This is a genomic window from Comamonas sp. (genome assembly GCF_009360615.1).
In the GTDB taxonomy this organism is placed as follows: Bacteria; Pseudomonadota; Gammaproteobacteria; order Burkholderiales; family Burkholderiaceae_C; genus Comamonas.
Genome location: NZ_SPEY01000113.1, coordinates 24,873 through 37,753 on the forward strand (window position 1 = coordinate 24,873; position 12,881 = coordinate 37,753).

The window sequence follows — 12,881 nt, forward strand, 5'->3', positions numbered from 1 at the left end:
TGCGGCCAATCGCTGCCGATGCCCGTCGGACGGGCGACGTAGCGACCGTCGGCCACCAAGATCCTTCGGCCGACCTTGATCCATCGGTTCCATGCCTGGAACATCCTACAAAGGTCTCGGTACCACGTTTCTGGGTTTTGCCGGGGCCGTTCGCTGGTCGAGCCTCAGTCGGACCGATTTGGTTGCAGAGCCTGAATGGCGTGCGGCCTGCTGGTACCTGTCGTCGACTGCGCGACGTGAGCCTTTGCCAAACCCCTGCCCAAACCGGGTTCAATCTTCCTGTGCTTTGGAAGATCAGAATACTGACACCTGCATCGTGAACGGCGCACAGAATGCGTCCCGGCAAGCGAACGTTTCGGCGTGAGGCGACATCCCAAGAATGGGCCGGAGCAGTTGTCCGGGCAACGGCTGATCCAGAACATGCGGTTGCGGAGCAGCGTTCAGCTACCCGCCACCCGGTCTATCTCCAACATCCCGACCGGATTGACACAGCGCCGCTGAAGACTTCAGGCAAGACCCCTGAAGCCGACATGTGCATCCACCTCAAGCGGCCCGGGTGCCTGAAAACGTGCGGTCCGCGTCGAGGCAGCGATGCCGGCCTGCCGCTCAAGAATGAATGGTGATGGTCACGGCAGCATCGCAGGATGCCCGCACAGAGCCTGCCGAGCAATCTGCTGCAGGCGAACGACTTTTGCAACCCGCCGGGACACCTCCTTTCCCGATGCGCGAAAGCGGCATGGCTGGATGCCCGGTATTTCTTCACACGGACGCGCATCCTGCCCGAGTGCGCCTCGGTCACTCTTACAGTTTGTTCGAGATACACAAGATCATTTTCAATACCTGATAGTTCAAAGTTTTCACTTTCGGTTTATATTTTGAACTGACAAGTTCATACTTTGATCCAAACGGTTTTTAATGCCTGTCAATCCACTCCATCCAGGGATGCCTCCATGCCTCGATCAGCTTTAGTGGGCACGTGCCTTTACTTCCAGAAGCACACTGAACCGGCCAGGCACCTCCGAGCGCCAACGGGCAGTCGACTGCGCACCAGGAGCGCTGCGCAGACCCTTGGTTGCGAGGCCTTTCCTGCCTGTCACCCGTGCCGATCAGTGTCATGCGCTGCCAAGCCGACAGCGCCCCGACGGGCCCAGCGCCGCCCTATCCAATCACGATGGCCTTGAGGCTTGACTGGTGCAGACCCGTTCGACAGCGAATTGATGCAGCTCGGCCCGAATCCCGCACGGCGAAACATGCCGGCCCATGCCCAAACCCCGGGTCGGAGACTCCCCCTGAATGACGCACCAGCAAGAGGAACCACATGCATATCTCAAGAAGCTCTTTCATTCGCGCGGCAGCGCTTGCGGCGGCCCTGGCGGGAGCCCAGGCGCTTCTATCGGGTTGCGCTGTTCATGTCCCCCACGGGGTCAAGCCGGTCACTGGCTTCGATGCCAAGCGCTACATGGGCACGTGGTACGAGTTGGCACGCATCGATCACAGCTTTGAAAAAGACCTGACCCAGGTCTCGGCTCGCTACAGCCTCAACGAAGACGGAAGCGTTTCGGTGCTGAACCGCGGATTTGACTCCGTCAGGAAGGAATGGCGCGAAGCGGAAGGCAAGGCACGATTCCTGGGGCCGACAGATGTGGCGGCTCTGAAGGTATCTTTCTTCGGCCCGTTCTATGGGGGCTACAACGTGGTGAGCCTGGATGAGGACTATCAAACCTCTTTGGTGATTGGCGGCAGCATGGATTACTTCTGGATTCTTTCACGCCACAAGTCCATGCCCGAGCAACAGCTCGACCTGCTGCTCCAGAAAGCCCGAAGCTTCGGTGTCGACCTGGAGCGTGTCACGAAAGTCGCGCAGTAGAACCCGCCTTCGAATCCCGAACAATCATTTCCACGCGACTCTGATTTCGCAAGCAGAGATCTCGCGCCAAAGACCTTTCATCGCCATGATCACCCCCGACCCAACCGCGAACCGCAGAACAGACCCCATCGCAATCGTTGGCGCAGGCTTGTCCGGACTGGCCTGCGCCCAGACCTTGGCCGAGGCGGGCCACTGCGTCCACGTATTCGATAAGAGCCGAGGACCTTCAGGCCGCATGAGCACGCGCCGCAGCAGCGACGGCGACATGGAGTGGCAGTGCGACCACGGAGCCCAGTACTTCATGGCACACGATGCCGAGTTCCGCAGGGCGGTCTGGGACTGGCAACAGGCCGGCGCGGCCCAGGTATGGCAGGGTCGTATCGGGATGCACGACGGCCGGGACTTTGCCGCGCAAGACTGTCTTTTTGATCGCTTTGTCGGCCTCCCACGCATGACCTCACCGGCCGCGTACATGGTGCGAAGCATGCAAATGCGTCCACAGCCTGTGCGTTTCCAATGGCAAACCACGATCCAGCCACTGACGTCAGCGGACGCTGGACCGGACGGTTGGCTGCTGCACAGCCCAGAGCATGGCACCGAGCCATGCCGCTATCAGAGCGTTCTTGTGGCCGTCCCCGCTCCACAGGCGGCCCCGCTGGTGGCGGCAGTCGCCCCGGAAGCAGCGCTCCTGTCGCGCAGCGCCCGCATGCAGCCCTGCTGGTCGGTCATGGTGCGATGCCCTCGGCCGGTGCCGTTGCCGGTGGACGGCTGCATCATCGAGCACGGCCCTTTGCGCTGGATCGCGCGCGACAGCAGCAAGCCTGGGCGCAGCGGCCCGGAAACCTGGCTGCTGCACGCAGGACACCACTGGAGTGAAGCCCACCTGGAAGACGATGCGGCATCCGTCGCGGCCACGCTGCTTGAGGCATTTGCACAACTGGGAGGTCCTGATCCCGCCAGTGTTCAGGCCACAGCCCATCGCTGGCGCTATGCCGACACTGCCACCCCATTGAACATGGGCGCCTGGTGGGATGCCGCCACGGGTTTGGGAATGTGCGGAGACTGGATGCACAGCGGCAGCGTGGAAGGTGCCTGGCTGAGCGGACGTACCCTGGCCCGGCATGTCCACACCGCGCTGCACACCCACGCGGACTGAGACCGAAGGAGGCATGACGTGCACCGCAAATCCCAGCTGCCTGAAAAATCCTGCCTTTGCTGCGGGCGCCCATTTGCCTGGCGTAAAAAGTGGGCCCTGGTGTGGAACGATGTCAAATACTGCTCCGAACGCTGCCGTCGGCAGCGCAAGCCGTCACCTCCGCCTGGGGAACAGACATGAGCACAGTGCTGCTCTGGCTGCGCAATGACCTGCGTCTACACGACCAACCCGTGCTGCATGCTGCGTGCAGGATGGGGGCGCAGCACCTGCTGCCGGTGCTGTGCCTGCCCGACATTCAGGTCAGGACCCGGTGGGGCTTTGCCCGCTTCGGACCGCACCGCCGCACCTGGCTCGCCAATACGATACGGAATCTGGCCCAGGGTTTTCATGAACTGCGCTCTCAGCTATTGATTTTGAATGCGCCAGCCCCCGTGGTCCTGCCTTCGCTGGCACATGCCGTGGGAGCCAGCACCCTTGTCTGCGAAGACATCGCAGCGCCCGAGGAACAGGCCGAGGTCGACGCCCTGCGAGCCGCAGGCCTGACGGTGCACACCGTGTGGCAAAGCAGCCTGCTTCGCCCTGACCGGTTGCCCTGGCCTGTGCAGCAGCTGCCCGCAGTGTTCACCCCGTTTCGCGAGGCTGTGGAGCGCGCCGGGCTGCAACCGGATGCGCCGCTGCCAGTGCCTGACGCCCTGCCCAAAGTTCCACCGCATATACCCCGCTACTACCTTCAAGAGCAGGTGCCGGCTCTGGACGCATTGGCCGGTCCCTCTCCTTCGCCCGATGCCCGAAGCGCCGTCTCCGGCCTGCAAGGCGGCGAGTCGGCAGCCCTGGCCCACCTGCGTCGGTACCTTGCACGCGGCCTTCCCCACCGCTACCTGCGCACGCGCAACGGGCTGATGGGGCTGGACTATTCGAGCAAATGGTCGCCCTGGCTGTCCACGGGGGCGCTCTCGCCACGGCAAGCCAACGCGGAACTTCGACAGTTTGAAGCCACGCATGGTGCCACCCAGAGCAGCTACTGGCTTTGGTTTGAACTGCTGTGGCGTGACTATTTTCGTTTCCTGCACCTGCGGCACGGACCTCACCTCTTCCGAGCACGAGGTCTGGGCCCGGTGCGTGCCACGCCGCACGATGACCAGCGTTTCGCCGCCTGGTGCGCCGGACAGACCGGTCAGCCGCTGGTGGATGCCGCCATGCGCGAGCTGGCCACGACGGGCTACCTCAGCAACCGGTTGCGTCAGGTGACAGCCAGTTTCCTGGTACATGACCTGGACTGCGACTGGCGCGCCGGTGCTGCCTGGTTCGAAGCGCAACTGCTGGATTACGACGTCTACAGCAACCAGGGCAACTGGCTGTATATCGCGGGCCGTGGCTGCGACCCGCGCGGAGGTCGCCGCTTTGACCCTGCCAAGCAGGCCGCGACCTACGACGCTGACGGTGCTTACCGACGCCTTTGGGGAACACAATGAGTCGCAGCGCACGAACGTTCACGGCCACCCACCGCGCACGGACTCTGCGCCTGCTCCTGGGAGATCAGCTCAATCCGCAGCACAGCTGGTTCCGGCAGCAGGATGCGCAGGTGGTCTATGTGCTGATGGAAGTCCGCCAGGAAACCGACTATGTATTGCACCATGCGCAAAAGATTCTCGCCATTTTTGCCGCCATGCGTGACTTTGCGCGCCAGTTGCGCGCCGACGGACACCGCGTTCGTTATGTATCGATCGACGATGTCAGCAACCGCCAGTCCATCCCTGAGAACCTCGCGGCACTGGCTGCGCACTACGGTGCCAGCACGGTGCAATGGCAGCAGCCTGACGAATGGCGGCTGGATGCCCTGTTGCAGGCCTGGAGCACCACCCAGCCACTGACATGCACGGTGGTGGACAGCGAACACTTTCTGACGGCACGCGATGATCTCGCGATCCAGATGCACGGACGCCGCCAGTGGTTGATGGAGCATTTCTACCGCCGCATGCGCCGCCGATACCGGCTGCTTCTGGACGAGCACGGCCAGCCCTGCGGGGGTCAATGGAACTATGACCAGGACAATCGCAAGCCCTGGCCGGGCACTCCGCCCGAGCCCTCGGACTGGCGTCCAAACCACGACCACGGCGCGCTATGGGCCCTCGTGCGGCGCAGCGGTGTTCAAAGCTTCGGAGACCCGCAGGCCGAAGCCCTGCGCTGGCCGCTGAACCGGCACGAGGCGCTGCGCTGTCTGGAGGCCTTCGTCACCCATGCGCTGCCACACTTTGGCGACTATGAAGACGCCATGTCCAGCCAGGCGCCGCGCTTGTTCCACTCCCTGCTGTCCTTCGCCTTGAATGTGAAGATGCTGCACCCCCTGGAGGTGCTGCAGTGCGCCGAAGCCGCATGGCGTTCGGGCCGGGCACCACTGGCTGCCGTGGAAGGTTTTGTCCGCCAGATCCTGGGCTGGCGCGAATACGTACGGGGCATCTACTGGGCCCAGATGCCGGGCTATGACAGCCGCAACGCGCTGGGCCACCATCTGCCGCTTCCGCACTGGTTCTGGACGGGAGACACGCGCATGCATTGCCTGCAGCAAGTCATCCGCCAGTCGCTGCAGACGGCCCATGCCCACCATATCCAGCGGCTGATGGTGATCGGCAACTTCGCCCTCATGGCGGGGCTGGATCCCGCGGCGCTGCACCGCTGGTACCTGGGCATCTACATCGACGCTTTTGAATGGGTGGAGCTGCCCAACACCCTGGGCATGAGCCAGCACGCCGATGGCGGCCTGATTGCCACCAAGCCCTATGTGAGCAGTGCCGCCTACCTGCAGCGCATGGGTGATTATTGCCACAGCTGCGCCTACCACCCCAAGCACAAGACCGGACCGAGCGCCTGCCCCTTCAACGCGCTGTACTGGGACTTTTTTGCGCGCCATGCCGAGACGCTGGGCAGCAACCACCGTCTGGCACTGGTGTACCGCCAGTGGCAAAGAATGCCGCCGGAACAGCAAACCGCATTGCGCAGCCACGCACTGCACCTGCGTCAGAACCTGGACAGTCTGTAACCACACACCGATTCCCGAGGTCTGCCATGCAATCCCTGCCCACTGGTTATCGCGCCCTCGTTCTGGGAGCCTCCGGCGCCATCGGCGCAGCCGTTGCCGCACAACTGGCGCTCGATCCTCGCTGCGCAGAGGTGTGCCCCCTGAGCCGCCACGGCGCTCCCGCCCTCGACTTCGATGCGCCCGACACCATCGCCGCTGCCGCCCGAACGTTACGCGAGAAAGACTGCTGGCACCTGATCGTGGTGGCCACCGGAATGCTCAGCGGGCCCACCGGCAGGCCCGAGAAGCGACTGGCCGACCTGAACGCCGTGCATATGGCGGCCAGCTTTGCCACCAATACCATCGGCCCGGCCCTGGTCCTGGCACATTTCGCGCCGCTGCTGACCAAGCAGGAGCGCGGCCTGGTGGCGGTTCTGTCGGCCAAGGTGGGCAGCATCGGCGACAACCGCCTAGGGGGCTGGTATAGCTACCGCGCCTCGAAGGCAGCACTGAACATGGTGATCAAAACCGCATCTGTTGAAATGGCTCGCACCCATCCCAACGCGGTTCTGGCAGCCCTGCACCCCGGCACAGTTGACTCGGCTCTGTCGGCGCCGTTTCGCGGCGCCCAGATAGGCCGCCGTGCCAGCGATGCCGCGCGGGATCTGCTGGCGGTGCTGGACAGCCTGCAGCCACAGGACAGCGGAGGCTTCTGGGCATACGATGGGCAACGCCTTCCCTGGTAAGTCTGTTGATCAATTTCCCCACAAGGAGAACCCCATGCGCATCCTGTTGACCGGAGGCACCGGACTCATCGGACAGGCCCTCTGCCAGCACTGGGCACGCCAAGGTCATGACCTCTGGGTGTGGAGCCGAACGCCTCGACAAGTCACCGAGTGGTGTCCAAGCGCCCACGGAATAGCGCAGCTTGATGCATTGACCGACAATGCCCCCTTGGATGCTGTCGTCAACCTGGCAGGAGCCCCCATCGCGAGTCACCGCTGGACAGCTGCGCGCTGCGAGCTTTTGTGGCGCAGCCGTGTGGACCTCACGCGGACACTGGTCGAATGGATGGGAAGGCGAGCGTCGAGGCCGCCTGTGTTGATCTCGGGTTCTGCGGCAGGCTGGTACGGCGACGGCGCAGAGCAGTGGCTGTCCGAAGACAGTACACCGGGCAACATCGACTTCGGAAGCCGCCTCTGCGTGGCCTGGGAGCAGGAGGCTGCACGCGCGCGCCAGCTGGGAGTGCGCGTTGTATTGCTGCGCACGGCCCCCGTTTTGACGCCTTCCGGCGGAATGCTGGCACGACTGCTGCCCTCATTCAAACGAGGGCTTGGTGGCAGGCTGGGCAGCGGCCGGCAGTGGATGCCATGGATCCACATCGAGGACCAAGTCGCCCTCATCGACCACCTGCTGGACAACGAGAGCTGCAGCGGGCCGTACAACGCCTGCGCACCCGGGGTAGTTCGCAACGCTGACTTCACGCAGATACTCGCACGCGAGCTGGGCAAACCGGCCCTGCTGCACCTGCCGGCGTGGGCGTTGCGCCTCGCACTGGGGGAAATGTCCGTTCTGTTGCTGGGAAGTCAACGCCTGGTTCCGCAGCGCGCACAGGATGCCGGTTTTTCCTGGCGTTACCCTGAACTGCCCGCAGCGTTCAAACACCTGCTTCGCGAGCCTTGATCCAGCGTGCCCCATGGGCAGGGATGCAGGTGGTTCCCGTGTGCCAGTCATCCGCTTGCTCACTGTTGGATGGGCTCTGGTCCTGGGCGTCATGGCCCGTTCCACCGAAGCAGGCTGCCTCGGGTGGCCATTTTCCGAGCGTTGAGGGGTCTGGCCTTGTTGTCCGCACGGCGGTGGCTGTTCAGGGATAGCTTGGTGAGGGACGTCCCGGGCGGCTCCCGCATCCCCAACCAACGGCCATGCCGGCAAGAATTCCGCACCGGCCGACAGATCGCCGGTCCGTGACGTTCAGAGTCCGGCTTGACGAACCTCCAGGGACCACCGCAGCCGCGACCCAGGCATCGTCGAACTGGCGCTTCGCACGCGAGCATTCGCCCGACATCGTCCGACGCATGCAAATCCCGATGCGTGCCACCTCTTCCATCGAGGTCGCATGCAAGACGAGGAGAAAAAGTTCGCCATCGGTGGCAAAGAGAGGTGCCCGGCTGGACGCCACCGGCGCAGTGACAGGCCACCGCAGCGCCTCTGCTTTCCCGCTTCTCGAAGGAGGGCTGCGGCACAAAAAGCCTTTGCTACCTCAGCGACTGGCCTCCCCCCACGGGCTCTGCAGCCGGCTGCGCCACGGCATCCGGGGATACGGGCTGTCTTCGCTTCGGTGCCTCGTCTTGCACCGTCGTCACCTGCTCGACTATGCTGCGCATGGGTAGCGATGGCGCCAGCCAATCGACTTCAGGAGCCCTACCAGGAGCAAGAAATTGGGACTTATGCCGCTGAGCTGGGCCGGAATCGATCATTGGGTCGTCTCGCTGGGCTGTGGTCTGCTCATTGGTCTCGTCGCCGAACGTCGCGGACACGCGCCGGAGAGCATCGCAGGAACTCGTACCCATGCCATCGCGGCATTGCTCGGTTGTGCGGCTTGGGCGCTCGGTGTGCAGCCCTTCACGGTGGCGCTGCTGCTGGTCGGGGCACTGGCCGTTGCAGCCTACTGGCGGTCAGCCTCCGACGACCCAGGGCTGACAAGCGAGGTGACCCTGCTTTTCTCGGTCGCACTGGGCGGACTGTCGCACCAGAGCACCACTCTGACCGCAGCGCTGGGCATCCTTTGTGCTCTGCTGGTTCACGCCAAGGCTCCCATTCAGCACTGGAGTCGCGAATTGCTCAAAGAGACAGAGTTGAAGGATGGCCTGCTGCTAGGCGCCGCAGCGCTGATTGTGATGCCACTGCTGCCGCAAACCCCTGTCGATCCATGGGGTGTGCTGAACCTGGCGGCGGTTTGGAGAGTGGTTGTGCTGTTCATGGCGGTCGGTATGCTGGGCCGCATACTTACGCGCGTTCTCGGTCCACGCTGGGGGCTTCCGGTGACCGGATTCTTTTCTGGATTCGTGTCATCCACTGCAGCAATCGCCAGCCTTGGCAACCTGGCCAAGTCCGACGAACATCAGCAAGCGCAAGCTTTTGGCTGTGCCATGCTCGCTCAGTTGGCCTCGCTGTGCCTGTTCATCGTCATCCTCTCGGCCACATCCCTCGATCTGATGCGGTCCATGGCAGCGCCCCTCCTCGTGGCGGCGATCTGCCTTGTGCTGGCGGCCGGCACAGGATTGCTCAAGGAACGAAACACGTCTGCGCAGACCGAATTCGAAACTGGACAGGTGTTCAAGCTCACCAGTGCACTGGTGATAGCAGGCACTATCGCACTGATGCTGGTCCTGGGTGCCTGGCTCCAGAACGTCTTTGGCAGCACTGGCGTGCTGGTCGCTGCGGCCATTGCAGCTTTGGCCGAACTGCATGCGGCGGCGGCCAGTCTGGGGCAACTTTTTGCATCGGGTAGCTTGCCATTGAACACCGCTCGATGGGGCGTGATTGTCATACTTGCCTCCAGCGCCCTTGCCAAATCCGTATTGGCGTTCGCGATTGGCGGAACAATGTATGGGGCCAGGATCAGCCTGGGACTTGCCTCGATGGTCACAGGGGCAAGCCTGTCGCTCTTGTGGCAAGCCTAGAGCAGGCCGCTCATCAGAAGTGAAGGCAGGGAGGTCGAGGCGCCTGCAAAAAAATTTCGCCAGGGATGCATCCAAAGGCCGGTCTCGTGGGTAGTACCCGCAGCACCACAGGAAATGTGCTGCTTCAGTGAATCCTTCCAACCGATCCAACGGGAGAACCTCAATGTCGACCACTCGCTTCGCACACCGCCTCACCGCCTTTGCTGCCCTCGCCTCCACAGCGGCCCTGCTCGCTGCCTGCGGCTCGATGCAGCCCCCGGCCAGCACCTTCTCACAGGCTGCGCTGCCAGGGCCCATTCAGGTTCCAGCGGGTCACAAGGTCGCCTGGGAAACGGTAGGCAGTGGCGACATCACCTACGAATGCCGGGACAAGGCCAACGCACCCGGTCAGACCGAATGGGTTTTTGTCGGCCCTGACGCCGTGTTGAAAGATCGCTCCGGCAAGACGGTGGGCCGCTACTACGGCCCCCCGGCAACCTGGGAAGCGAACGACGGCTCCAAGCTCACCGCCACGCAGCTCGCAGTCGCGCCATCGGGGGCCGGCAACCTGCCCTACCAACTGGTGAAGGCCAATCCCGCCATGGGTGCCGGCGCACTGACAGACGTCAGCTATATCCAGCGAGTAGCCCTCCAAGGCGGTGTGGCACCGTCAGACAAGCCTTGCACGACCGCCACCAAGGGTCAGAAAACCATGGTCAAGTACCAGGCCGACTACATCTTCTGGAAACCCACGATGTAAGGTTTTGCAACGGCATGACTAGAATGGCCGGAGGATATCTCTCTATTCCCCTCCTGCCCTCTATTTGTGCCGCCTGCTGCTTCCTTCCAAGACGATGCCTTCGATCACAACGCTGCGCTGCAGGCCTGTGCGCGGGGTGATCGCGACGCCCTGCGCAGCATCTATGCTCGCGAAGCACGCTACCTGCTGGGTGTTGCTCTCAGAATAGTTCGTGACCGCGCTACTGCAGAAGATGTGCTGCACGACGCTTTTGTCTCCATCTGGGAGCGCGCAGCAAGTTTCGACGCCAGCCGCGGCGCAGGCCGTGGCTGGGTCTACAGCATAGTCCGACATGCGGCTCTGAATCGCGTACGCGATGGCGCGCGCGAGACGGTGCTTGACGAACCGGCTACGGCACACCGGGATGCACAGGCAGCTTTTGCGGCCTGGCAGGAAAGCGGCGATGCGCTGGAGCGGCAGGCATTGCTTGGTCGCCTCGGGCATTGTCTTGACGGCCTGGAACCTGCACGCCGAGCGTGCCTGTTGCATGCCTATGTGGACGGTTGCAGCCACAGCGAGATTGCCCAGCGGGTGCAAGCGCCCCTCGGCACGGTCAAGGCCTGGATTCAGCGCGGACTGCGCGCACTGCGGGAATGCATGCAATGAGCGGCGAAACCCAACCACCACAACCTTCAGACGACCTGGATGCACAGGCCGGTGAATATGTCTTGGGCACACTCGGCATGGTCCAGCGTCGCGCCATTGAGGCACGCCTGCCTTTCGAGCCCGCCCTGCGTGCCGCCGTGGATGAATGGGAGCAGCGCCTCTTGCCTCTGACCTCGCTTGCCGAGCCCGTCGATCCGGCTGCCAGTCTCTGGCAGCGTATTGCCGCAACCATTGCCCCGGCGAGACTTCCCCGAGCGGCACCGGCCCAGAAACGCTGGTGGCGATGGGACAGTCTCGCGCTATGGCGCGGCCTGACGGGAACGGGTTTTGCCACGGCTGCAGTGCTGGCGGCAATCCTCACCGCGCGCGAAGCCTCGCCTCCTGCTTCGCCACGCTACTTTGTGGTACTCGCAGCACCTCAGAGCCAGTCGCCTGGCTGGCTGGTGCAGGCCCAGGCGGAGGGGAGACTGAGGCTGGTGCCGCTCGGTACCGACAACGTTCCTGCAGAGAAATCCCTGCAGTTCTGGACCAAGGCTGACGGGTGGAGCGCTCCGGTATCGCTGGGTCTGGTAAAGCCAGGCGAGGCCATCGAGGTACCAGTGGACAAGCTCCCGCCCCTGCAAGCCAACCAGCTGTTCGAGCTGACCCTGGAGCCTTACGGAGGCTCCCCCATTGGACGCCCCACCGGGCCCATCCAGTTTATCGGTCGAGCCGTCCAGATCTAGGTCTGCTGCCACGACCGGCTCGGGCGCGCAGTACCTGGCAGGTTCGAAGACGGGTATCGCCGCCAGTGACGATCGGCTCACGCCCCTGTGCAAACAACTCATCACCCCTCGAAAGCAAATAGAAAAATTCAATGAATCCAGACAGACCGTGGCCGCGTATTCCTTTCAGCCGGCATTTTTCGGCTTGTACCTCAAGGAGCGTCCATGTTCTCGATTCAATCTGCACGTAAGTTGGCCTCGCTCAGCCTGGCTATCTCGATGTCTGCCGCATCCGTCGCGGCAATGGCCGAGGTGATGGTGGGCGGAGCCCCCATGCTGCCTACCAAGGACATCATCGACAACGCAGTCAACTCCAAGGATCACACCACCCTGGTCGCAGCAGTCAAAGCGGCGGGCCTCGTAGACACCCTCAAAGGCCCCGGCCCCTTCACCGTCTTTGCGCCCACCAATGCCGCTTTCGATGCGCTGCCCGCCGGCACCGTCGATACGCTGCTCAAGCCCGAGAACAAAGAGACACTGACAACCATCCTCACCTACCACGTCGTTCCGGGTAAGTGGGATGCTGCGGCCCTCGGCAAGAGGATCAAGGACGGCAAGGGCAAGGCCATGATCAAGACCGTCAGTGGCGGCACTCTGACGGCCAAGTCCAGTGGCAAGAAAATCATGCTGACGGATGAAAAAGGTGGCACGGCCACGGTGACCATACCCAACGTATACCAATCCAACGGGGTGATTCACGTGATCGACAAAGTACTGCTTCCCAAATAAGGGCAGGCTTCTGCAGGGGCACCGTCTCTGCCCCGGGCTGCGGGTCTGAGCGGCCCCAACGCAGATTCAGGACCAGCAGAGACCGGATTGCCTGCTCCGCCGCACACGCCCGAAGGACGTGGGATCGAGCAGGCAATCAAAGAGTCCTGATTGAGACGAGGCTTCGCGCCATTCTGACGGAGGCATTTCAGCCCGACGATCCTGGCGCTGCGACACCGTCGAAGCATGCACGGCCGCAAGTCGCGCCCTTGCCCATTTCCCTGTCCATGCCCACGGCGCCAC

12 protein-coding genes are annotated in these 12,881 nt (G+C 63.2%); all 12 read left to right on the forward strand.

Translation table 11 applies throughout. The annotated features are described in order from the left end of the window. Window positions 1–1,318: 1,318 nt before the first annotated feature. The 12 genes from E2583_RS23420 to E2583_RS23475 all read left to right on the forward strand — a co-directional run bounded on the left by E2583_RS23420 (window position 1,319) and on the right by E2583_RS23475 (window position 12,599). Window positions 1,319–1,867, forward strand: coding sequence for a lipocalin family protein (locus E2583_RS23420; protein ID WP_291599168.1), 549 nt, complete (start codon window positions 1,319–1,321; stop codon window positions 1,865–1,867). 85 nt (window positions 1,868–1,952) lie between these two features. Continuing rightward, complete coding sequence (locus tag E2583_RS23425) at window positions 1,953–3,023, forward strand: NAD(P)-binding protein (RefSeq protein WP_291599170.1); 1,071 nt, start codon at window positions 1,953–1,955, stop codon at window positions 3,021–3,023. A gap of 18 nt (window positions 3,024–3,041) precedes the next feature. After that, window positions 3,042–3,203 (forward strand): DUF2256 domain-containing protein, encoded by a 162-nt coding sequence (locus E2583_RS23430; protein ID WP_291599172.1) that lies wholly within the window; start codon window positions 3,042–3,044, stop codon window positions 3,201–3,203. Then, on the forward strand, window positions 3,200–4,495 hold the full coding sequence (locus E2583_RS23435) for a DASH family cryptochrome (protein WP_291599174.1): 1,296 nt from the start codon (window positions 3,200–3,202) through the stop codon (window positions 4,493–4,495). The genes E2583_RS23430 and E2583_RS23435 overlap by 4 nt, the downstream gene beginning before the upstream one ends. Then, entirely contained in the window at window positions 4,492–6,060 is a 1,569-nt protein-coding gene (locus tag E2583_RS23440; RefSeq protein WP_291599176.1) for a cryptochrome/photolyase family protein, read from the forward strand. Before E2583_RS23435 ends, E2583_RS23440 begins: the two co-directional genes overlap by 4 nt. A 26-nt stretch (window positions 6,061–6,086) precedes the next feature. Continuing rightward, window positions 6,087–6,785 carry an SDR family NAD(P)-dependent oxidoreductase gene (locus E2583_RS23445; protein ID WP_291599178.1) on the forward strand — a complete coding sequence of 233 codons (699 nt, stop codon included), beginning with the start codon at window positions 6,087–6,089 and terminating at the stop codon, window positions 6,783–6,785. A 34-nt stretch (window positions 6,786–6,819) separates the two neighbouring features. Then, window positions 6,820–7,722: a TIGR01777 family oxidoreductase gene (locus tag E2583_RS23450; protein ID WP_291599180.1), complete on the forward strand. Its 903-nt coding sequence runs from the start codon at window positions 6,820–6,822 to the stop codon at window positions 7,720–7,722. Window positions 7,723–8,486: 764 nt separating this feature from the next. Continuing rightward, entirely contained in the window at window positions 8,487–9,722 is a 1,236-nt protein-coding gene (locus E2583_RS23455) for an MgtC/SapB family protein (RefSeq protein ID WP_291599182.1), read from the forward strand. A 163-nt stretch (window positions 9,723–9,885) separates the two neighbouring features. Continuing rightward, window positions 9,886–10,461 carry a DUF3455 domain-containing protein gene (locus E2583_RS23460; RefSeq protein ID WP_291599184.1) on the forward strand — a complete coding sequence of 192 codons (576 nt, stop codon included), beginning with the start codon at window positions 9,886–9,888 and terminating at the stop codon, window positions 10,459–10,461. Between the two features lie 66 nt (window positions 10,462–10,527). Beyond that, window positions 10,528–11,106, forward strand: coding sequence for a sigma-70 family RNA polymerase sigma factor (locus E2583_RS23465; RefSeq protein WP_291599186.1), 579 nt, complete (start codon window positions 10,528–10,530; stop codon window positions 11,104–11,106). Then, window positions 11,103–11,831, forward strand: a complete 729-nt coding sequence (locus E2583_RS23470; RefSeq protein ID WP_291599188.1) for an anti-sigma factor — start codon at window positions 11,103–11,105, stop codon at window positions 11,829–11,831. The genes E2583_RS23465 and E2583_RS23470 overlap by 4 nt, the downstream gene beginning before the upstream one ends. Window positions 11,832–12,035: 204 nt before the next feature. Then, the gene (locus tag E2583_RS23475) at window positions 12,036–12,599 is read left to right on the forward strand and encodes a fasciclin domain-containing protein (protein WP_291599191.1); all 564 of its coding nucleotides are present in this window, start codon (window positions 12,036–12,038) and stop codon (window positions 12,597–12,599) included. Window positions 12,600–12,881 lie beyond the last annotated feature (282 nt).

What these genes read in the sequence shown, in the direction of transcription:
- E2583_RS23445 (WP_291599178.1), top strand. Translation starts at nt 6,087, where the DNA reads ATGCAATCCCTGCCCACTGGTTATCGCGCCCTCGTTCTGGGAGCCTCC.
- E2583_RS23470 (WP_291599188.1), top strand. Translation starts at nt 11,103, where the DNA reads ATGAGCGGCGAAACCCAACCACCACAACCTTCAGACGACCTGGATGCA.
- E2583_RS23455 (WP_291599182.1), top strand. Translation starts at nt 8,487, where the DNA reads ATGCCGCTGAGCTGGGCCGGAATCGATCATTGGGTCGTCTCGCTGGGC.
- E2583_RS23420 (WP_291599168.1), top strand. Translation starts at nt 1,319, where the DNA reads ATGCATATCTCAAGAAGCTCTTTCATTCGCGCGGCAGCGCTTGCGGCG.
- E2583_RS23475 (WP_291599191.1), top strand. Translation starts at nt 12,036, where the DNA reads ATGTTCTCGATTCAATCTGCACGTAAGTTGGCCTCGCTCAGCCTGGCT.
- E2583_RS23425 (WP_291599170.1), top strand. Translation starts at nt 1,953, where the DNA reads ATGATCACCCCCGACCCAACCGCGAACCGCAGAACAGACCCCATCGCA.
- E2583_RS23435 (WP_291599174.1), top strand. Translation starts at nt 3,200, where the DNA reads ATGAGCACAGTGCTGCTCTGGCTGCGCAATGACCTGCGTCTACACGAC.
- E2583_RS23450 (WP_291599180.1), top strand. Translation starts at nt 6,820, where the DNA reads ATGCGCATCCTGTTGACCGGAGGCACCGGACTCATCGGACAGGCCCTC.
- E2583_RS23460 (WP_291599184.1), top strand. Translation starts at nt 9,886, where the DNA reads ATGTCGACCACTCGCTTCGCACACCGCCTCACCGCCTTTGCTGCCCTC.
- E2583_RS23440 (WP_291599176.1), top strand. Translation starts at nt 4,492, where the DNA reads ATGAGTCGCAGCGCACGAACGTTCACGGCCACCCACCGCGCACGGACT.